The organism is Planctomonas psychrotolerans, from assembly GCF_008642235.1.
In the GTDB taxonomy this organism is placed as follows: Bacteria; Actinomycetota; Actinomycetes; order Actinomycetales; family Microbacteriaceae; genus Planctomonas; species Planctomonas psychrotolerans.
This window is the reverse complement of record NZ_SJEV01000001.1, coordinates 2,365,366-2,385,624: the sequence shown is the minus strand read 5'-3', so window position 1 is coordinate 2,385,624 and position 20,259 is coordinate 2,365,366. Positions and strand designations below refer to the sequence as shown.

16 protein-coding genes are annotated in these 20,259 nt (G+C 68.3%); 5 read left to right on the top strand and 11 right to left on the bottom strand.

The genetic code is table 11. From position 1 onward, the window contains the following. Positions 1-22: 22 nt before the first annotated feature. From dapC to EY822_RS10970, 6 genes are read right to left on the bottom strand one after another with little or no spacing between them, the layout of a single operon-like run. Entirely contained in the window at positions 23-1,129 is a 1,107-nt protein-coding gene (dapC, locus tag EY822_RS10995; RefSeq protein ID WP_150308299.1) for a succinyldiaminopimelate transaminase, read from the bottom strand. Between the two features lie 3 nt (positions 1,130-1,132). Further along, a complete protein-coding gene (fdxA, locus tag EY822_RS10990; protein WP_150308298.1) occupies positions 1,133-1,459 on the bottom strand; it encodes a ferredoxin in 327 nt (108 codons plus the stop codon). Positions 1,460-1,497: 38 nt separating this feature from the next. Beyond that, entirely contained in the window at positions 1,498-2,787 is a 1,290-nt protein-coding gene (locus EY822_RS10985) for a DUF6113 family protein (RefSeq protein ID WP_150308297.1), read from the bottom strand. Further along, complete coding sequence (locus EY822_RS10980) at positions 2,784-4,829, bottom strand: prolyl oligopeptidase family serine peptidase (protein ID WP_150308296.1); 2,046 nt, start codon at positions 4,827-4,829, stop codon at positions 2,784-2,786. The genes EY822_RS10985 and EY822_RS10980 overlap by 4 nt, the downstream gene beginning before the upstream one ends. 9 nt (positions 4,830-4,838) lie before the next feature. Continuing rightward, positions 4,839-5,024 (bottom strand): hypothetical protein, encoded by a 186-nt coding sequence (locus EY822_RS15465; RefSeq protein ID WP_227497219.1) that lies wholly within the window; start codon positions 5,022-5,024, stop codon positions 4,839-4,841. 16 nt (positions 5,025-5,040) lie between these two features. Further along, positions 5,041-6,570, bottom strand: coding sequence for an HNH endonuclease signature motif containing protein (locus EY822_RS10970; RefSeq protein WP_150308294.1), 1,530 nt, complete (start codon positions 6,568-6,570; stop codon positions 5,041-5,043). Positions 6,571-6,739: 169 nt separating this feature from the next. Here EY822_RS10970 and EY822_RS10965 point away from each other — a divergent pair, with 169 nt between their 5' ends. Then, positions 6,740-7,051, top strand: a complete 312-nt coding sequence (locus EY822_RS10965) for an MmcQ/YjbR family DNA-binding protein (protein WP_150308293.1) — start codon at positions 6,740-6,742, stop codon at positions 7,049-7,051. A 671-nt stretch (positions 7,052-7,722) separates the two neighbouring features. Here the strand turns inward: EY822_RS10965 and typA are convergent. Together typA and EY822_RS10955 are read right to left on the bottom strand one after the other, a co-directional pair. Next, positions 7,723-9,630: a translational GTPase TypA gene (typA, locus tag EY822_RS10960; protein ID WP_150308292.1), complete on the bottom strand. Its 1,908-nt coding sequence runs from the start codon at positions 9,628-9,630 to the stop codon at positions 7,723-7,725. Positions 9,631-9,848: 218 nt separating this feature from the next. Then, on the bottom strand, positions 9,849-11,549 hold the full coding sequence (locus tag EY822_RS10955) for an ABC transporter ATP-binding protein (RefSeq protein WP_150308291.1): 1,701 nt from the start codon (positions 11,547-11,549) through the stop codon (positions 9,849-9,851). Positions 11,550-11,605: 56 nt separating this feature from the next. Here EY822_RS10955 and EY822_RS10950 point away from each other — a divergent pair, with 56 nt between their 5' ends. Continuing rightward, complete coding sequence (locus EY822_RS10950) at positions 11,606-12,202, top strand: PH domain-containing protein (RefSeq protein ID WP_150308290.1); 597 nt, start codon at positions 11,606-11,608, stop codon at positions 12,200-12,202. A gap of 5 nt (positions 12,203-12,207) precedes the next feature. On the opposite strand, the gene EY822_RS10945 is transcribed toward EY822_RS10950, so the two are convergent. The 3 genes from EY822_RS10945 to EY822_RS10935 all read right to left on the bottom strand — a co-directional run bounded on the left by EY822_RS10945 (position 12,208) and on the right by EY822_RS10935 (position 16,852). Then, entirely contained in the window at positions 12,208-13,323 is a 1,116-nt protein-coding gene (locus EY822_RS10945; protein WP_150308289.1) for an ABC transporter permease, read from the bottom strand. Positions 13,324-13,325: 2 nt separating this feature from the next. Beyond that, complete coding sequence (locus EY822_RS10940) at positions 13,326-14,852, bottom strand: ABC transporter permease (protein ID WP_150308288.1); 1,527 nt, start codon at positions 14,850-14,852, stop codon at positions 13,326-13,328. A gap of 176 nt (positions 14,853-15,028) precedes the next feature. After that, on the bottom strand, positions 15,029-16,852 hold the full coding sequence (locus EY822_RS10935) for an ABC transporter family substrate-binding protein (RefSeq protein ID WP_227497218.1): 1,824 nt from the start codon (positions 16,850-16,852) through the stop codon (positions 15,029-15,031). Positions 16,853-17,198: 346 nt separating this feature from the next. Between EY822_RS10935 and EY822_RS10930 the strand changes: the two genes are divergently transcribed. From EY822_RS10930 to EY822_RS10920, 3 genes are all read left to right on the top strand, one after another. Beyond that, positions 17,199-17,999, top strand: a complete 801-nt coding sequence (locus tag EY822_RS10930; protein WP_150308286.1) for a CPBP family intramembrane glutamic endopeptidase — start codon at positions 17,199-17,201, stop codon at positions 17,997-17,999. Positions 18,000-18,247: 248 nt separating this feature from the next. Next, positions 18,248-18,613, top strand: a complete 366-nt coding sequence (locus tag EY822_RS10925; RefSeq protein ID WP_150308285.1) for a DUF485 domain-containing protein — start codon at positions 18,248-18,250, stop codon at positions 18,611-18,613. Then, positions 18,610-20,202 carry a solute symporter family protein gene (locus EY822_RS10920; protein ID WP_150308284.1) on the top strand — a complete coding sequence of 531 codons (1,593 nt, stop codon included), beginning with the start codon at positions 18,610-18,612 and terminating at the stop codon, positions 20,200-20,202. The genes EY822_RS10925 and EY822_RS10920 overlap by 4 nt, the downstream gene beginning before the upstream one ends. Positions 20,203-20,259: the final 57 nt, after the last annotated feature.

Sequence of the window (20,259 nt, the reverse complement as noted above, 5' to 3'; positions counted from 1 at the left end):
GGCCATTCCGTTGGAGGTTGACTCAGCCCGCTCGCGCGGCGGACAGCCGGGCCACCGCGGCGTCGATGCGCTCGTCGGTGGCGGTGAGCGACAACCGCACGTGGTGCGGCGATGCATCCCCGTAGAACGGGCCGGGACCGGCGAGGATGCCGAGGTCGGCGAGTTCGCCGAGAGTGGTCCAGGCGTCCTCCCCCGCGGTGGCCCACAGGTACAGGCCGGCTTCACTGGAGTCGACGCGGAGACCGTATCCCTCCAGTGCGGGCAGCAGCTTCTCCCGACGCACCCGGTAGCGCTCGCGCTGCTCGGCGACGTGGCCGTCGTCCGCGAACGCCACGCTCATGGCGTGCTGCAGGGGTGCCGGCACCATGAGGCCGGCGTGCTTCCGCACCGAGATCAGCCGGTCGATCACGCTCCGGTCACCGGCGATCACGGCGCCGCGGTAACCGGCCAGATTCGACTGCTTGCTCAGCGAGTACAGCGCGACGACGCCCGTAGCGTCGTCGCCGACCACCCGGGGGTCGAGGATGCACGGCGTGGGGGCATCCGCCCACTTCCCCCAGCCCAGCTCGGCGTAGCACTCGTCGTTCGCGATGACGGCGCCCAGTTCGCGGGCGCGAACCACCGCAGCCCGGAGGGCGTCCACGTCGAGCACTCGACCGTCGGGGTTCGAGGGGCTGTTCAGCCACACCAGCCTGGTGGAGTCCGGCCAGTCCGCCGGATCATCGGCAGAGACCACGTCGGCTCCCGCCAGCGCGGCGCCGATGGCATAGGTCGGATAGGCGATGGAGGGCTGGACGACCACGTCGCCCGCACCGAGCCCCAGCATGAATGGCAGCCAGGCCACCATCTCCTTCGATCCGATCGTCGGCAGCACGCTGTCGACGTCCAGCGTCACGTTCCTGCGGCGGGCGAACCAGTCGACGATCGACTCGCGGAGCTCGGCGGTGCCGACCGTGGTGGGATACGCGTGAGCATCGGTGGCCTCGGCGAGCGCGATGCGGATGTTCTCCGGCGTCGGGTCGACCGGCGAGCCGATGGACAGGTCGACGATCCCGTCGGGGTGGCGTCGCGCCCGTTCGGCGAAGGGGGCGATGAGGTCCCACGGGTAGTCGGGCAGCGTGCCGAGCATCTCTTAGACGTCGTGCGTCTGCGGCGGGAGGGCGGCGATCAGCGGGTGGTCCTTGGCGATGACGCCGACCTTGGCCGCTCCGCCGGGCGACCCGATGTCGTCGAAGAAGTCCACGTTCGCCTTGTAGTAGTCCGCCCACTTGTCGGGCAGGTCGTCCTCGTAGTAGATCGCCTCGACGGGGCAGACGGGTTCGCAGGCGCCGCAGTCGACGCATTCGTCCGGGTGGATGTAGAGCGAGCGCTCACCCTCGTAGATGCAGTCCACCGGGCATTCGTCGATGCACGCGCGGTCCTTGAGGTCCACACAGGGTAGGGCGATGACGTAGGTCACTTGCGGCGTGGTCCCTTCATGACAACTGAGCTTCCAGTCTACGCGTGGCGTTCGGGCAGGCGTGGCCAGGCCACGACCACCGTGGCGATGATCGGCGGTACGAGCAGCCACAGGACGCTGGGAAGCGACTCCGGGAAGAACGCGGACCCGCCGGCACCGGGCGTGGAGAAGGCCACGATCGCCACGACGATACCGACGGCCGCCGCGCCGACGTAGTACCGGTCCCGCAGCACGAGTCGCATTCCGAGGAGGAGGGCGGCGACGGAGACGAGGGCGAGCACCAGGCCGACCGGCAGGGCGCTCGACGCCACCGTCCACTCGACCCGGTGCACGGCGGTCGCGATGGCGGCGAAGAGCACGCCCACCAGCCCGGCCAGGCCGTAGCCCAGCATCCGATGCAGGAGGGTCGGCGTGTAGCGCTCGGGATCGTCACTCGAGATCTCCCGGAAGTACTCCGTGTCGCGCACCACCTCGCCGCGGCCGTTGGACAGGCCGTACTGGTCGCCGTCGACGACCACCTGCGATCGGTGCGCGCGGAGTGCGGCGATCTTCCGGGGCAGCTGGGCGGACACGTCGACCCGGATGGGCGCGGAGCCGTCGGGCACGGTGGTGGTCTCGTGCTGGGTCGGCTCGTCGAAGCGGCCGCGCTCGGCCACGGCGGCGCGGGACGCGGCGGCCGCGGACCGCGGGTATTCGATGGCGAACACCGGCACGCCGGCCATGCTCGCGGCGCGCACCGCCGCGTGGTGCACGGCGATGTGGTCGGGATGACCGTAGCCGCCGTAGTCGTTGTAGGTCACGATGGCGGTCGTCCGGGTGGCGAGCACCACCTCGAGCACGTCGGACGCGACCTCTTCGGGGTCGGCCGCACAGAGCGAGTGCGGGTCCAGCGGGCTCTGGGGCCCCGGGTTGCCGTCCTCGCGCCATTCCATGCCCGAGTCGAGATACCGGCGGGGCGTCAACCCGAGGGCGCGGGCGTCCTCAGAGCCGAGGAACCGGTGATCGGTGACGCCGAGTTCCCGCATGGCCTCCCGGAGTTCGCCCTCGCGGTGCCGCCCGAGCCGGTGCGGATCGTCCCGCAGCGATCCGAGGTCGTCGGGAATCACTTCGCCGCGCTCCCCACGAGTGGCGGTGAGCACGGTGACGGGAATACCGGAGTCGAGCAGCAGCGCGATGGTGCCCCCGGTCTCGAGGGTCTCGTCGTCGGGGTGGGCGTGCACGAACAAGACGTGCTCGCGGTCGCCGTCGCTCGCGGCGCCGTCGCTCAGGGCACCGTCGCTACTGGCACCGCCGTTTCCGACACCGCCGCTTCTGCTACCTCTGCTCATGACAGGCTTCGCCAGAAGAACTCCCAGATCGCCGCCTGCAGCTCCGCGGTGCTGCGGTTGTCCACCGAGCCGCCATGGCCGCCGTCGGAGTTCTCGTAATAGCGCACCCCGGGGATGCCGAACTCCTCCATCCGGGCGACCATCTTGCGCGCCTGGACCGGCCCGACTCGATCGTCGCTCGTCGCGGCGTAGAAGAGGCTCGGCGGATACGCGGTGTCGTCCCGCACGTTGTGGTAGGGCGAGAACCCGCGGATGTACTCCCATTCCGCCGGGTCATCCGGATCGCCGTACTCCGCGATCCACGACGCCCCGGCGGACAGACGGGTGTACCGCTGCATGTCGAGGAGCGGCACCCCGCACACGATCGCGCCGAACAGCTCCGGGTACGTCGTGAGCATGTTGCCGACGAGCAGGCCGCCGTTGCTGCGGCCCTCGCAGCCGAGCCGTTCTGCGGTGGTCACGCCGCGCTCGATGAGGTGGGTGGCCACGGCAGCGAAGTCCTCGTACGCCCGGTGCCGGTTCTCCTTCAGTGCGGCGCGGTGCCAGGCGGGCCCGTACTCACCGCCGCCGCGGATGTTCGCCACCACGTAGACGCCGCCACGCTCGAGCCAGGCCCGGCCGACGACTCCGCTGTACATCGGGAGCCGCGCGTGCTCGAAGCCGCCGTAGCCCGACAGCACCGTCGGATGCGAGCCGTCGAGCGTCAGCCCCTTCGGCGCGATCTGGAAGTACGGGATGCGCGTGCCGTCGGCCGAGACGGCCCAGTGCTGACCGACGTCGTACGAGTCCTCCGGGAAGAACGACGCCGACGCCTTGGCCAGCCGGTGCCCGACGGTGTCCCCCGTATCTCCATCGAGAACGCCCTCCCGCACCGTCGGCGGCGTGAGGAACCCGGCGACGTGCAACCAGTACTCGTCGGACTCGTCGGGGTCGGTGTCCAGCACTGTGACCGCACCGAACTCGGGAAGCCCGCCGAGCTCGGAGGAGCGCCACCCGTCGTCGGGGCGGAGCACGCGGATCCGCGATGCGACGTCCTGCAGCAACGTGAGCATCAGGGCGTGTCGAGTCCACGCCCAACCCTCGAGAGCGGTGTGCTCGTCGGGCTGGAACAGCACCGTCATGGTGCGATCGCCGGCGAGGAACGCCTCCAGTTCGATCGCCAGCAGGCATCCGGCCGGGTACCGCTTCTCCCCCAGTTCCGTCTCGGTGACCGTGCGAACGAGCAGCCACTCCCGGTGAATGTCGATGTCCACGTCGAGCGGCAGGTCGATGACGACCGCGTCGCCGCCCCGCAGGAGGAGTGTGCGGCTGCGATAGAAGTCGACGACCTCGGTGACGATGTCGCGTTCGAACCCGGGCGTGTGGTCGTGCTTCGCCGATACGAGCATGTCGGTCGACAGCACCTCGCGCACCAGTTGCGCCTCGCCGAGCGGCTGCCCGCGTCGCCAGCGGCGCACCGTGCGCGGGTAACTGGACTCCGTCATGGTGCCCGGCCCGAAGTCCGTCGCGACGAAGATGGTGTCGCGGTCGATCCAGCTGACGCTGCCCTTCGCGGTCGGCACCACGAATCCGTCGGGCACGAAGCTGCGGGTGGTCAGGTCGAACTCCCGCACGGTGGTGGCGTCTCCCCCGTCCGGTGAGAGGGAGATCAGCGCCAGGTCGGCGTCGGGGTGGAGCAGCCGTGCGCCGGCGAACACCCACGCCGTGCCCTCCACTCGGCCGAGTTCGTCCACATCGAGGAGCACGTCCCACTCCGGGGCGTCCGACAGGTAGCTCTCGCGAGTGGTGCGGCGCCAGAGTCCCCGAGGGTGCTCCCGGTCGCGCCAGAGGTTGTAGTAGTACCCGGCGCGACGGTGCACCAGCGGGATGCGGTCGTCGGAGTCGTACACCTCGAGCAGCCGCTCCACCGAGGCCTCGTAGCCGTCGGATGCCAGCCACGCCTTCGTCGCGTCGGTGTGCTCCTCGGCCCAGGCGAGTGCCTCGCGGCCGTGGATGTCTTCCAACCAGAGGTGCGGGTCGGGAAGGGAGGTGTCGATCGTCATCCGTCAAGCCTAGAAGCACGGCGAACCTCCCCAGGACGGGCGGGCCGACGGCGCGGTGACGGTGGTGATGGTGGCGTTGGCGGTGCGGGTGGCGGTGGCGGTGGCGGTTGTAATTGCTGCAGCAGCAGCAGCAGCAGCAGCAGCAGCAGCAGCAGCAGCGGTGACTGTGGCGGCACTCCGGTGCGAGCACTTCATGTGGCGGCTTCGGATGTCACGTGCGCAGTACTTCCGGCGGTTCCGGGCTGGGGCGGAACGCCACACCTCCTCCATACCGGTTGACGCGACGCGGGGATCCGGGTGGCGCCGGCGATGGAATCGAGGCTCGAGTGGTGCGTTGCCTCAGGTGGTGAGTGAGGGTGGTTCGTGCTTTGTTGGCGGGTCGCCATTCGGAGTTGGGGTCGATCCAGGGTGGTGGTTGCACTTGGGGTGTGCCGTGGTGCATGCGGATGCACCAGCCGGAGGTGGTGATGGTGCGGTGGTGGAACCAGCACAGCAGCACGCCGTTGTCGGTGTGAGTGGGTCCGCCTTCGGCGGCCGGGAGAACGTGGTGGATCTCGCACCAGGTGGCCGGGATCGGGCAGCCGGGGATGATGCATCCGCCGTCTCGGGCGGTGATGGCGCGTCGTTGTCGTGGGGTGAAGCACCGTTCCGGGGAGCCGAGGGCGAGAATCCGCCCGTTCCCGGCAAGAACGACGTTCTGGGTGCCGCCGGTGCAGATCATCTGCTCGACCGTGGTCGCGGACAGCGGGGTATCCACGCCGTCCGAGAATCCGACGGCGCGGCCTTGGGCGAGGTCGTCGGCGTGGACGGTGACCAGCACCGTGGGGGCTGCGCCGCCGACCTGGGGTGTGCCGGGGGTGCGGGCGAGGGTGTCGATGAGGGCGATGAATACGTCGTGGCGTTGTTGGTCCCTCGACCGGGTCTCACCCGGCACGGCGGCGATGGTGTCCTTGGCATCGGTGGTGTCACCGGTAGCGGCACCTTCGGGGTGATGGTCTTGGGCGGGGGTGAGGTGTGCGTCGAAGAACTTCTCCACCCGGCCCGCCGCCTCGGGCAGCACCAGGAGCTTCATCGGGACGAGGCCACGGTGCAGGCGTTTGCCGATGGAGAAGATCCGGTGCCGCATCGCCTCCTCCTCGGCGACCTCGACACCGTCGGGATCGAGGAACGCCTGCCACACCAGCGCGATACTGCGCACCTCGTCCGCACCGGCCGGGACCGGGGTGTCCGGCCCGGTCCCGGTCGCCGCGGCGACCAGTTCTTCCTCCGCGCGCTCGATCGAGTCGGCGGCCACCCGGTCGTGCAGCGGCCCGAGGACACCGGTGATCGCCGACGCGGTGTCGATGCCGATCGTCCCGGCGCGGAATGCTGCACCGACCCGGTCGAACCGGGCCGGTAACGGGTCCCCGGTCAGCGACACCCTGGGGCGTACGGCGGCACCCAACGCGACCCGCCGGTACAGGGTGGATGCGGAGGCGAGGGTGGTGCGCTGCAGCAGCTCGGCGGGGGTGCGGCACCCGCACCGAGCGGCGAGCCCCGCGGAACCCAAAGGTTTCCGGGAGCGTTCCGCGACCTCCGCCGCTACCGTGACCCGCAACGCATCCACCCGCCGACCGACCGCCTCCACGGCACGGACCACGGCCAGCAGACGGTCATCGTCCAGCCCGGCCACGGCGTCGCAGGGCAGCGTGTCGGCGATCGCGTCCGCGATCCCGGTCAGCGCCTCGACGGTGGGGTCCATGCGTCAACGATCCACCCCACCACCGACATTCCCGCCGACGAAACCCCAGATCAAATGCATATCTGTGGACATCCGTCCACATCGGCAGCCTGTGGAGGAAAGAGCACTCGGCTCGGCGATCCGAACCCGAACGTGTCGCGAACGGCGGGTCGAGTCCTATGCTCCCACCATGCCGACCGAAGACGATGTGCGCCGCATCTGTGCGCAGCTACCGGGAGTGACGGAGCGCACGAGTTGGGGGCAACCTGCGTGGTTCGCTCGCACGCTGATGGCGCGGATCTGGGAGGACGGCGTGCTGACGATCAAGACCGATGACCGCGATGCTCTGGTCAGCGTCTATCCGAACGTCTACTTCTGGACTCCTCACCACGATCGGTCGCCCTTGCTCGTACTGCTCCGTCTGACCGAGGTCGATGACGGGGAGTTGGAGTACCGCCTGCGTGAGTCGTACCGGATCGCGGGAGCGCCGAAGGCGGGGTGAGGCGGCGCGGCGCTCGATGGGGTGGGTCCGATGACGGATCGTGGTGCCTTGATCGACTCAGGGACCGTACCGGTGGCGTCCCTTCGAGGCTCAGGGACCGTGGGCGTGCGTCCCTTCGACAGGCTCAGCGACCGTGGCCTCATGAGCTGCCTCGCCCACCTCGAGGACCGCCTCCCGACCGAGCAGTTGGGGGCGGAGGTGGCGTGGTGGGGCTCGGGGTCGGTGGGCATCGATGGGCGGAGCCCCAGCACGCCACCTCCGCACCTCCCACACGGCTGGACCCATTGCGTCCCTTCGACAGGCTCAGGGACCGTGGGCGTGCGTCCCTTCGACAGGCTCAGGGACCGTGCGGCGCGTCCCTTCGACAAGCTCAGGGACCGTGGGCGTGCGTCCCTTCGACAGGCTCAGCGACCGTGGGCGTGCGTCCCTTCGACAGGCTCAGGGACCGTGGGCGTGCGTCCCTTCGACAAGCTCAGGGACCGTGCGGCGCGTCCCTTCAACAGGCTCAGGGACCGTGGGCCTGCGTCCCTTCGACAGGGTCAGGGACCGGATGGTGGCGCCCCTTCGACGGGCTCAGCGACCCTGCGGCGCAGAGGCCGGGAAACACGGAACCGCCCAGCCCTCCAGGAGGGCCGGGCGGTTCCGGACGAGCACGCGGTGGCGGGTGCCGCCTACGCGTTCTGCTTCTTGAGCCGCGACGTGGCGCGGGCCCGAGCGTTCTGGTCGAGCTCCACCTTGCGGATGCGGATCACCGACGGCGTGACCTCCACGCACTCGTCCTCGCGGGCGAACTCGAGGCACTCCTCGAGCGTCAGCTTGCGCGACGGAGTCATGCGCTCGAACGAGTCCGAGGTGGACTGCCGCATGTTGGTGAGCTGCTTCTCCTTGGTGATGTTCACGTCCATGTCGTCCGCGCGCGAGTTCTCGCCCACGACCATGCCCTCGTAGACCTCCTGGGTCGGCTCAACGAAGAACGACATGCGCTCCTGCAGGGCCACCATGGCGAACGGGGTGGCGACGCCGTTGCGGTCGGCCACGATCGACCCGTTGCTGCGGGTCTCGATGGTGCCGGCCCACGGCTCGTAACCGTGCGAGATCGCGTTCGCGATGCCGGTGCCGCGGGTGATGGTGAGGAACTCGGTGCGGAATCCGATCAGGCCACGCGACGGCACGACGAACTCCATGCGCACCCATCCGGTGCCGTGGTTGCTCATGCCCTCCATGCGACCCTTGCGGGCGGCGAGGAGCTGCGTGATCGCGCCGAGGTGCTCCTCGGGCGAGTCGATGGTGAGGTGCTCGAACGGCTCGTGCAGCTTGCCGTCGATTTGCTTGGTGACCACCTGCGGCTTGCCGACGGTGAGCTCGTAGCCCTCGCGACGCATCTGCTCGACGAGGATGGCGAGGGCGAGTTCTCCTCGGCCCTGCACCTCCCACGCGTCCGGGCGACCGATGTCGACGAGCTTGATCGACACGTTACCGATGAGCTCGCGGTCGAGGCGGTCCTTCACCATGCGCGCGGTGAGCTTGGAGCCCTTCACCTTGCCGACGAGCGGCGACGTGTTCGTGCCGATGGTCATCGAGATGGCGGGGTCGTCGACCGTGATGGTCGGCAACGGGCGCACGTCGTCGGGGTCGGCGAGCGTCTCACCGATCGTGATGTCGGCGAAGCCGGCGACGGCGACGATGTCACCGGGACCCGCGGACTCGGTCGGGTACCGGGTCAGGGCCTTCGTGGCGAGCAGCTCGGTCACGCGCACGTTCGCGACGCTGCCGTCATGCTTCACCCAGGCCACCGTCTGGCCCTTGTTGATGGTGCCGTGGAAGACGCGGAGCAGGGCGAGACGGCCGAGGAAGGGCGACGCGTCGAGGTTGGTGACGTGCGCCTGCAGGGGGTGCTCATCGTCGTACTGGGGCGCGGGAACGTGCTGCAGGATGGCGTGGAACAGCGGCTCGAGGTCGTCGTTATCGGGCAACGTGCCGTTCTCGGGCTTGTTGTCGCTCGCGGCGCCGTTGCGACCGGAGGCGTAGACCACCGGCACGTCGAGGATCGCGTCGAGGTCGAGGTCCGGCACGTCGTCGGAGAGGTCGCTCGCGAGACCGAGGAGCAGGTCCTGGCTCTCCGCCACGACCTCGTCGATGCGCGCGTCGGGGCGGTCGGTCTTGTTGACCAGCAGGATGACGGGAAGCTTCGCCTCGAGCGCCTTGCGCAGCACGAAACGGGTCTGCGGCAGCGGGCCCTCGCTCGCGTCGACGAGCAGGACGACACCGTCGACCATGGACAGGCCGCGCTCGACCTCGCCACCGAAGTCGGCGTGACCGGGGGTGTCGATCACGTTGATCGTGACCGGGCCGTGCTCGGCGTGCTTACCGTTGTAAAGGATCGCCGTGTTCTTGGCGAGGATGGTGATGCCCTTTTCGCGCTCGAGGTCGTTCGAGTCCATCATGCGGTCCTCGCCCTCGAAGTGGGCGTCGAACGAGTTCGTCTGCTTGAGCATCGCGTCGACCAGGGTGGTCTTGCCGTGGTCGACGTGAGCGACGATGGCGACATTTCTTAAGTTCTCGCGCGTGGCAAGCGCCATAGTGAATCCTTGGGAGTGTGAGGGCCAGTCGCGGCGCTGAGCCGGCTGGGCGAAGAAGGTCAGGCATCCGCGTATGCGGGTTCCAACCGATGTAGTCTACCCCGTCCTCTCTGAACGGGTGCCGAAGGCGCGGTGAACCGCGCCCCGACGGTCGCATACCGCGCCCCGATGGGCGTATTCCGCCGGAGCCCGGGACGTTTCCGCCAGGGGACGGCGCTCTACTCGTCGATGCCGCGTTCCATGAGCGCGTTCCGCAGCTCCCGGCGCTCGCGCTGCGCCGCCGGGTCGGGCAGCGGAACCGCGGCGATGAGGCGCTGCGTGTAGGGGTCCTGCGGGTTGCGGAGGATGCTCTCGGTGGGTCCCTGCTCCACGATCTTCCCGTGGTTCATCACCACGATGCGGTCGGCGAGGAGGTCGACCACGGCGAGGTCGTGGCTCACGAAGAGGCAGGCGAACTGCAGCCTCTCCTGGATCTCCTGCAGGAGGTCGAGAACGCGGGCCTGCACCGACACGTCGAGCGCCGAGGTGGGCTCGTCGGCCACCAGCAGCTTGGGTCGCAGCGCGAGCGCCCGGGCGATCCCGACGCGCTGCCGCTGACCGCCGGAAAGCTCGTTCGGGTAGCGGTTGCGGAACGATCGGGGCAGCTCGACCTGGTCGAGGAGCTCCTCGACGCGAGTGCTCTGCTGCTTCTTGTCGAATTCCCCGCTCAGCAGGAGCGGCTCCGCGATGCTCTGGCCGATGGGCCAGCGCGGATTCAGGGACGATCCGGGGTCCTGGAACACGATGCCGATGTTCCGACGGACGGCCCGCAGCTCCTTCGACGATGCGGACGACATGTTCTGGCCCACCACGCTCATCGTTCCGGCGGCGACGGGAAGCAGCCCGACGACCGCACGGGCGACCGTGGTCTTGCCAGAACCCGACTCCCCCACCACGCCGACGATCTCGCCGGGGTGGATGTCGAAGCTCGCGTTGTCGACGGCCTTGAACGCCGGCACGCGACCGCGCTTCGGATATTCGATGTCCACGTTCACGAGGGAGAGCGCCGGCTCGGTGGTGCGCTTCTGCTCGTGCACCACCTGCGCCTCACCGGTTCCGAGGTGCGGCACGGATGCGAGGAGTTGCTGGGTGTACGGATCCTTCGGCGAGTTGAAGATCTCGTCGACGGTGCCGCGCTCCACCACCCGACCGCTCTTCATCACGATCACGTTGCTCGCGAGGTCGGCGACCACGCCCATGTCGTGGGTGATGATCACGATGGCACTGTTCAACCGCTCGTGCAGGTTGCGCAGGAGCTGCAGGATCTCCGCCTGGATCGTCACGTCGAGCGCCGTGGTCGGCTCATCGGCGATGAGCATGTCCGGGTCGCAGGAGAGCGACTGGGCGATCATGGCGCGTTGACGCTGTCCGCCCGACAACTGGTGCGGGTAGGAGTTGAACGCCTTCTCGGGGTCGGGCATCTCCACGAGCGCGAGGAGCTCGAGGGCGCGCTCCTTGGCCTTCGACGGCGTGATCGGGAAGTGCACCCGCAGCGCCTCGACGATCTGGAATCCGACGGTGTACACCGGGTTCAGCGCGGTCATCGGCTCCTGGAAGATCACCGCGATGTCGTTGCCCCGGGCCCGGCGCAGCGTGGCCTGGTCGGCACCGATCATCTCGGTGCCGCGGAGCTTCGCGCTGCCGGTGACGCGGCCGTTCTTGGGGAGCAGGCCGAGCAACGACATCGAGCTCACGCTCTTGCCGGACCCGGACTCTCCCACGATGGCCAGCACCTCACCGGGGTTGACCGTGTAGTTGATATCGACCGCGGCGGGCACCCACTCGTTGCCCACCCAGAACTCCACCCCGAGATCCGTGACCTCGAGGATGGGTTCGACGGTCGCCAGCGGGGTGGCCGTTCGCGTGGTGTCGGCGTTCATGCTGCGCACTCCTCGATGATTCGGGTTACTCGCGGAAGCCGTGGGACCATGGGCGCATGGACACGAGCATCACGATCCGCCCCTCGTTCGGTCGGATCCTGACGATCCTCGTGGCCCTGATCTCCGCTGCCGCACTGGGCAGTCTGTTCTTCGCCGGCGGCGCGGATGCCCTGCGCGTCGCCGCCTTTCCGCTGCTGCTCGCCTACGCCGCGTGGCTCACCCTGTGGCAGCCGCACGTGCGCATCGCCCACGACGGGGTGACTCTGCGGAACGTGTTCACCAGCGTGCGGGTTCCGTGGGCGGCGATCCAGCGCATCGACACTCAGTGGGCGCTCACCCTGTTCACCGCCGACGGCAAGCACGTCGCGTGGGCCGCGCCGGCTCCCGGCCGCCATGCTGCGAGTCGCTTCGGACCGAACGACGTGCGGAACCTGCCGGCGAGCGCCTACGAGGGCTCGACCGTTCGACCCGGTGATCTGCCGAGGTCCGACTCCGGCGACGCGGCGACGATCATCCGCACCCGCTGGGAGGCGCTCCAGCACAGCGGCGGATCCGCCACCGACAGCACGCACGTCGAGACCCGCGTGCACGCGGCGGATGTCGCGGTGCTCGCCGCGCTGGTCGGTTTCGCGGTGCTCAGCGTCGCGCTCTAGCGGCGTCATACCGCCGGACCGCCCTTCCGCGACGGGTCGCCGGGAGCGCGCTTGACCGGACCGGCGTTCTGCTGGCGGGCCGTGCGGCCGGTGACCATGGCGAACATCTGGCGGTACGGACCGTTCGCCCCCGGCATCCGGCGCTGGCGCGGGTCGAAGGCGTCGCGCAGGCCGTCACCGATGAAGTTGATGCAGAGCGCGATGGCGATGATGAACAGGCCGGGCCACCAGAACAGCCACGGCCGCGTGGAGAAGGCGTCGCGGTACTCGTTGATGAGCTGACCGAGCGACACGTCGGGGGCCACGATGCCGAAGCCGAGGAAGGAGAGCGCGGCCTCGAGCAGGATGGCGGCGCTCATCAGCAGCGTGGTGCTCACGATGACCACGCCGATCGCGTTGGGCAGGATGTGGCGGAACACGATGCGCGAGCTCGATGCACCGGCGACACGGGCGGCATCCACGAACTCGCGCTCACGGAGGCTGAGGAACTCCCCGCGCACGAGACGGGCGAGGGTGGGCCAGCCCACGAGTCCGAGCACGATCCCCAGCACGACGGCGCCGAGGTTGCCGACGGTACGGCCGAGCACCGCGGCGAGCACGATCACGGGGATGACGATGATCAGGTCGGTGAAGCGCATGAGGATCGAGTCGACCCAGCCGCGGAAGAAGCCGGAGACCGCGCCCACCACGATGCCGATGACGGCGGCGATGGCGCCGTACAGCGCCATGACCACGATGGACTGCTGCGTCCCGCGCATCACGCGAGCGAACAGGTCACGCCCGATGTTGTCCTGACCGAAGGGGTGCTCGCCGAAGTTGAAGGGCAGCACCCAGGTCGGATTCCCGCCGTTCACGAGCGGGGTGGCGGACTCGTACCCCCACTGCCACCAGCCGGGCACGCGGAATCCGAAGATCTGCAGGCCGATCGAGGTGTAGACGAGCAGGGCGAGCGAGATGAGCACCACGAGCGCGGCCATCGCGCCGCGGTGGCGGAAGAAACGCCGGCGGACGACGGTGCCCTGGCTGAGCCCCTCGACCTCCTTCTGCTCGATCGTGAGCTCGTCGTTCGACTCGTGCTGAGTCAGGGGCTCCTTGCCGTCGCCCATCATCATGTTGCTCATGGCTAGCTCACCCGGATTCGCGGATCGAGGACGGAGTAGAGGATGTCGGCGAGGAGGTTGAACAGCACGGTGAGGGCGCTCGTGATCAGGATGAACGCCATCAGCGGATTCAGGTCCACGTGCTCGAGCGCATCCTGGAAGATCGATCCCATCCCCCGCCAGGCGAAGATCGTCTCCGTGATGACGGCACCACCGATCAGCCCGCCCACGTCGAACGCGATGATCGTGGCGATCGGGATCATGGCGTTGCGGAACGCGTGCCGCATGACAACGGTGCGCTCGGTGAGGCCCTTGGCTCGCGCGGTGCGCACGTAGTCCTGGTTCATGACCTCGAGCAGGCTGGCCCGCGAGTACCGCGAGTAGCTCGCCACCGAGAGCAGCAGCAGGGTGATGGTGGGCAGCAGGAGGTGGGTGTAGCTGTCGAGTGCACCCTGCCAGATCGATCCGCCGAGCCCGGGCGTCGACGCCCCGATGGTGGCGATCGGACGGCCGCGGGTGTTGACGACGTAGTCGGGCCACACCTGCATGACACGGTCGAGCACGATGAGTCCGCCGACCAGGGCGCCCGTGATGGCCGCGCCGCGCGCCGCCACCATCTTGTCGTTCTGTCCGAGGAGGTAACCGACCACGGCGCCGATCACGAGGAAGGCGACGATGAGCATCACCGGCACGATGACCGTGGCGCTGGTGGTCATCACGAACTGGAGCGGGTACCAGAGAGCGGCTCCGAGGGCGGCCATGGCGAGGGCCGCGTACAGCGCCCGGCGGTTGCGGAGGCCGGTGGACAGCGAGGTCACGATGACCGCGATGGCGGCGCCGAGGCCACCGATCAGGAAGGCGCCGAGGCCCGGGCGTTCGAACCAGTTGGTGATCAGCAGGTAGCCGAGGATCGCGGCGGTGATGAGGGTCGCCGAGCCGAAGACGATGAGGCGGGGCTTCGGGTCGCCGCCGATGATCGTCATCCACACGAAGCCGGAGACGAGCGAGATGATCACGATGCCGATCGGCGGGATGGCCGGATTGGTGAGGAAGTCGTTGAAGCCGATGGCCATGTACTCCTTCAGGAGCACGGCCACGAAGAACACGGGGAGGGAGAAGAAGAGGAAGGAGAAGAACGTGACGGTGTAGTCGTAGCCGCTGTACTGGCGGAGAGCCGTGGTCATACCCACGATCACGCCGATGAGGATCGCGATCACGCTCGCGATGGTGACGAGCTGGATCGTCTGCCACATCGCGTCGCTGATGAGGTTGATGACCGACTGACCGGACACGGTGGTGCCGAGGTCGAACTGGCCCACGAAGGCGCCGAGCACTCCCCCGAGCCAGAGGAAGTAGCGGGCGGGTGCGGGCACATCCAGCTGCAGCAGCTCGACGCGCGCCGCGATGAGCGCCTCGCGGTTCGGTGCGGTGGAGGCGCGGAGATCCTCGAGGGGGTCACCCGCGTTGGCCGCCAGGACGTAGATGATGAAGCTCGCACCCAGGAGGATGAAGACGGAGGCGAGGAGTCTTCTCAGGACGAAAGAGAGCACAGGGCTGAATCGACCCTTTCTGTGTGTGTCCGGCGGCTGACAGCGACCGCACAGAGCTTACGCTCCGCCCGGGCCGTTACGAATTCGAGAGAGGTGGCAGCGAAAGGGTGCCGGAACCGCGTGGCTCCGGCACCCTTTCTTACCCGTCACGGTGCGACGGGGTGGATCAGACCTGCTTACTCGCTCTCGCCACCGTCAGCCGGGGCCCACTCCCAGTAGTTCCAGAAGTAGGTCGGGGACAGGGTCGCGGGCTTGACGTTCGTCACCGTGTCGCTCCAAGCGGTGAGGCCCGGGAACTGGAAGATCGGAACGGTCCAGTACTGGTCGGCGATCAGCGTCTCGGCCTCGATGAGCGTCTCGAGCTGCTCGTCGGGGTCGGTCTGCGTCTGCAGCTCATCGAACAGGGCGTCGATCTCCGGGTTCGACCAGCCGTAGTAGTTGTTCAGGCCACCCGTCTGGTAGTTCGGACCGGACTCGCCCACGGCGAGGCTGGTGGACTGCCATCCGAAGAGCGCCGCGTCGTACGCGTCGGCCTTGGTCGACAGGTCGACACCCCACGTGGCGCTGGACGCGTCGATGAGGTTGATGCCGGCCTGAGCGGCGGACTGGCGCATGAGCTCGAACTCCTGCTGGCGACGCGTGTTGCCCTGCGCGAACAGCACGCGGACGTCGACGGTCGGAACTCCGGCCTCGGCGAGGAGCGCGGTGGCACCCTCGATGTCGACCTCGTACTCGGGGAAGCCGTTCTCCTCGACCGACGCCTCGTAGTTCTCGCTGCCGGGAACGAAGACGACGGAGTTGCGCAGTTCGGCGTTCTCCTGCAGCGGGAGGATCAGCTTGTCGAGGATCTCCTGACGGGGAACGGTCTTGAAGAACGCCTCACGGATGAGGGCTGCCTTCGCCTCGTCGCCACCGTAGGTTGCGGGGTCGAACGGACCACCGTTGGTGACCTGGACGTCGACGTGCTCGTAGGTGCCCTCGGACTGGCCCTGGAACTCGATGCCGTCGAGCGCCTGCACCTGCTGGAGCAGGTCGGCGGTCGGCTGACCGGCGACGATGTCGACCTCGCCGTTCTGGAGCGCCTGGATCTGCGCCTGCGGGTCCTCGATCACACGGACGGTGATCTTCTCGTACTTCGGCTTCTCACCCCAGGTGAAGTCGGGGTTGGCCGTGAGCTCCACGTACTGCTCGGCCACCATGTCGGTGATGGTGTACGCGCCGTTGGAGAGCACCTTCTGCGGCTCCTCCGGCATGTCGGAGAAGCGGTAGTCGTTGTTCCACGACTCGGAGACGGGGGCGAGGACCGCGGCGTCGTTGTTCTGGATCGCCTCGATCAGAGCCTCCTTCGCCTCCTCGCCCGAGTAGTCCTCGTCCGGGAAGGCGAGCTGCATGGTGCCGTGTGCGGAAACGCCCACACCGGAACCGGTCGCGACCTCCCAGTCGACGTACGGCTCGTCGTAGACGTACGTGAGGCTGCGGCCGTCGTCGCTGATCTCCGGGACCTCGCTGACGAGGTCGAGGCCCTGGCCCTCGGTCGCACCGCTGTTGAAGAAGACACCGCCGGCCTGGTCGGTCACGGCTCCCGTCTCTTCGTCGGTGGTGACCTCGTCCTCGGTGACCGTCTGCACGTGGGTGGTGTTCGCCGCCCAGTTCAGCAGCATGTCGGCCGCGTCGACGGGCGTGCCGTCGCTCCAGGTGACGTCTTCATTGACCGTGTACTTGATGGTCAGCGGGTCCTCGGACTCCACCTCGTAGGTGCCGAAGTCCTCGTCGCGAACAAGTTCCGGAACGTCGTTGTAGTAATTGAAGTTCTTGTTCGCGAGGTAGATGATGTTGGTGTTCGCCGTGGCGTTACCGGTCGCGGTCAGGTTGTTGTACTCGCGGAACGTGTCGTTCCAGGCAACGCGGATCTCGGTACCGCCGATGACCTCTGACTCCTGCTGTGGCGCTGCGCAACCACTCAGGATGAGGGCACCAGTGGTAATCGTGGCGCTAGCCACCGCAAGGCGTCTGAGCTTCAATTGTCCTCCTGTGCAAAGTGAAGTGCGGACACGTGCGTAGGCACGCTTCCACGCTTGGGTTTACTCAGAACCCTAGGTTGGCGCTTCGCTTTCGACAAAAACGTGGACGGAAACGTTACCTATCGGTAACGCGCAGCTGGATTTCTTGCGTGAGACGCACAAACAGTGCGCCAACTAGGGTGGGAACGCACTCATCCGGCATGTACAACGCTGGACCGGTCGGCGACTGCGGTCGCGCGCGGGTGCGATACTTTCGCTGCAGCGGAACCGGCCGATCCTCGCGGCTCGGTCCGGGAGCAGCAGAACGGCTGCATAGGATGCTGGCATGTCGCGCCCGATTCCGCCCCGCCCCGCCGCGATCGGATTCGAACGTCGACGCGTCTGGGTCGAGATCGCGATCGTGCTCGGCCTCACCCTCGGGGCGTCGGCGGTGTACTCGGTGGTGTCCATCGCCAGCAGCCTCACCCGCGAGACGCCCCTCGCCTCGCAGACCACCACGCTCAATCCGACGCTCAGCGATCGCCCGGTGTTCGACCTGATCTACCAGCTGCTCGGCATCTTCTTCGACATCGTGCCAGTGGCGCTCGCCCTCTATCTCCTGTGGCTCCCCGGGCGGTCGGCGTTCACCCGCATCGGTCTGGACGCTCGGCGGGTGCGCTTCGACCTCGCCACCGGCGTTGGGCTGGCCGCCCTCATCGGGATACCGGGCCTCGGCCTGTATGCCGCGGCTCGCGCGCTCGGGGTGTCGTTGAACGTGGTGCCCGCCGCCCTCGACTCCCACTGGTGGACGGTGCCGGTACTCGTGCTGTCCGCACTGCGCGCCGCCCTCGTGGAGGAGATCATCGTGGTCGGCTACCTCTTCACCCGCCTCCGTGAGCTGGGCTGGGGCACCTGGCCGATCATCGTCGCGAGCGCGCTGCTCCGCGGCAGTTACCACCTGTACCAGGGGTTCGGCGGCTTCGTGGGCAACGTCGTGATGGGCGTCGTCTTCGGGTGGTTCTACGCACGGTACGGGCGCACGATGCCTCTCGTCGTCGCGCACTGGATCCTCGACATCGTGAGCTTCGTGGGCTACTCACTGGCCGCCGGGCTCTGGCCCGACCTGTTCGGCCCGCCCGCGGACTAGCCGGTCGGTCGGCGACTTCAGTCGCGGCACGTGTTTCCCCTGGCGGCACGCGTCGCTCCGCGTGCCGCGAGCGGAAAAGGCGTGCCGCGACGGGAGACTCTCGCGACTCGCCGGACCCGTGCGCCCGAAATGCCGGTATCCCGACCGCTCGGAAATACAGTGAGGTGTCCGCACGTCGAGGTGCGGACCGCGTGGAGGATCCGCGGACGCCGCGGGCGTTCCTCGCGGCCTCTCAGCCAAGGAGCAGCATGAGCAATGACGCTTATCCGGCGAAGTCCTCGCCGCCCGTCATCGATTACGCGGAGGTCGAGGACTCACCCCGGTTCCGCGAACTGAAGCGCGAGCACCGGAGCTTCGTCTTCCCCGTGGCCATCGCGTTTCTCGTCTGGTACTTCGCCTACGTGCTGCTCGCCGCCTACGCGCACGACTTTATGTCCACTCCCGTGTTCGGCAACGTCAACGTGGGCATCCTCCTCGGTCTGGGGCAGTTCGTCTCCACCTTCGCCATCACCACGTGGTACGTGCACCGGGCGAACGCTCGGTTCGATCCGATCGCCGCGGAGATCCGTGCCGACCTCGAGGGTCGCGAGCACGCCGGGGAGGCGCGATCATGACTCCCGAGACGTCTACCGGTGACCCGATCCTCAACATCTCGATCTTCGGCGCGTTCGTCGCGGTCACGCTCATCATCGTGTTCCGGGCGAGCCGCAACAACAAGACGGCGGCCGACTACTACGCCGCCGGCCGATCGTTCACCGGCCCGCAGAACGGCACCGCCATCGCCGGTGACTACCTCTCGGCCGCGTCGTTCCTCGGCATCGTGGGCGCCATCGCCGTGAACGGCTACGACGGGTTCCTCTATTCGATCGGGTTCCTGGTCGCGTGGCTCGTGGCCCTGCTGCTCGTCGCGGAGCTGATGCGCAACACCGGCAAGTTCACGATGGCCGACGTGCTGTCGTTCCGGCTGAAGCAGCGGCCGGTTCGCCTCGCCGCCGCGACCACCACGCTGGCCGTGTGCTTCTTCTACCTCCTCGCCCAGATGGCCGGCGCAGGTGGGCTCGTCTCGCTGCTCCTCGGCATCGACGATCGCGTCGGGCAGTCCGTGGTGATCGCCGTGGTCGGCGTGCTGATGATCATCTACGTGCTGGTCGGCGGGATGAAGGGCACCACCTGGGTGCAGATCATCAAGGCGTTCCTGCTCATCGTCGGTGCCGCCGTGATGACGGTGTGGGTGCTGGCGCTGCACGGCTTCAACCTGTCGACGCTTCTCGGTGCGGCGGATGCGGCGTCCGCCGCGAGCGTGCTCGAGCCGGGCAACCAGTACGGACTCACCGCCCTCACGCGCCTCGACTTCCTCTCCCTCGCCCTCGCGCTCGTGCTCGGGACGGCGGGCCTGCCGCACGTGCTGATGCGCTTCTACACCGTGCCGACGGCGCGGGAGGCGCGGCGATCGGTCGTCTGGGCGATCTGGCTCATCGGCGTTTTCTACCTGTTCACGCTCGTGCTCGGTTACGGAGCCGGCGCGCTCATCGGGTCGGACCGCATCCTGGCCGCCCCCGGCGGCGTGAACTCCGCGGCGCCGCTGCTCGCGCTCGAGCTCGGCGGGCCGATCCTGCTGGGCATCATCGCCGCGGTGGCGTTCGCCACCATCCTCGCCGTGGTCGCCGGCCTCACCATCACGGCGGCCGCATCCTTCGCCCACGACGTGTACGCGAGCGTGATCAAGAAGGGAGCGGTGCCGCCGAACGGGGAGGTGCGCGTGGCCCGCATCACCGTGGTGGTGATCGGCGTCGTGTCGATCATCGCGGGCATCGGTGCCAACGGACAGAACATCGCCTTCCTGGTGGCGCTGGCGTTCGCGGTCGCCGCGAGCGCGAACCTGCCGACGATCCTCTACTCCCTGTTCTGGAAGCGGTTCACCACGCGGGGCGCCGTGCTCTCGATGTACGGCGGGCTCGGCACCGCGCTGGTGCTCATTCTCTTCTCGCCGGTGGTGTCGGGCGGAGAGACATCGATGTTCCCGAACGCGGATTTCTCGATCTTCCCGCTGAACAACCCCGGCATCGTCTCGATTCCGGTGGGGTTCCTGCTCGGCTGGGTCGGAACGGTGACGAGCCGCACGCTCGAGGCGCCCGCCATCGCTGCCGAGATGGAGGTGCGCTCCCTCACCGGCCACGGCGCCGAAAAGGCCGTCGAGCACTAGGCGCGCCCCGCCCCGCCCCGCGTCGTTCCCGTCGCGGCACGTGTTCTTCCCTCGCGG

Excerpts from the sequence above, each read along its gene's own strand:
- EY822_RS10965 (WP_150308293.1), top strand. The coding sequence starts at position 6,740 with ATGCCGACCGAAGACGATGTGCGCCGCATCTGTGCGCAGCTACCGGGA.
- typA (WP_150308292.1), bottom strand. The coding sequence starts at position 9,630 with ATGGCGCTTGCCACGCGCGAGAACTTAAGAAATGTCGCCATCGTCGCT.
- EY822_RS10925 (WP_150308285.1), top strand. The coding sequence starts at position 18,248 with ATGAGCAATGACGCTTATCCGGCGAAGTCCTCGCCGCCCGTCATCGAT.
- EY822_RS10950 (WP_150308290.1), top strand. The coding sequence starts at position 11,606 with ATGGACACGAGCATCACGATCCGCCCCTCGTTCGGTCGGATCCTGACG.
- EY822_RS10920 (WP_150308284.1), top strand. The coding sequence starts at position 18,610 with ATGACTCCCGAGACGTCTACCGGTGACCCGATCCTCAACATCTCGATC.
- EY822_RS10930 (WP_150308286.1), top strand. The coding sequence starts at position 17,199 with ATGTCGCGCCCGATTCCGCCCCGCCCCGCCGCGATCGGATTCGAACGT.
- EY822_RS10985 (WP_150308297.1), bottom strand. The coding sequence starts at position 2,787 with ATGAGCAGAGGTAGCAGAAGCGGCGGTGTCGGAAACGGCGGTGCCAGT.
- dapC (WP_150308299.1), bottom strand. The coding sequence starts at position 1,129 with ATGCTCGGCACGCTGCCCGACTACCCGTGGGACCTCATCGCCCCCTTC.
- EY822_RS15465 (WP_227497219.1), bottom strand. The coding sequence starts at position 5,024 with ATGAAGTGCTCGCACCGGAGTGCCGCCACAGTCACCGCTGCTGCTGCT.
- EY822_RS10945 (WP_150308289.1), bottom strand. The coding sequence starts at position 13,323 with ATGAGCAACATGATGATGGGCGACGGCAAGGAGCCCCTGACTCAGCAC.
- EY822_RS10970 (WP_150308294.1), bottom strand. The coding sequence starts at position 6,570 with ATGGACCCCACCGTCGAGGCGCTGACCGGGATCGCGGACGCGATCGCC.
- EY822_RS10955 (WP_150308291.1), bottom strand. The coding sequence starts at position 11,549 with ATGAACGCCGACACCACGCGAACGGCCACCCCGCTGGCGACCGTCGAA.
- EY822_RS10980 (WP_150308296.1), bottom strand. The coding sequence starts at position 4,829 with ATGACGATCGACACCTCCCTTCCCGACCCGCACCTCTGGTTGGAAGAC.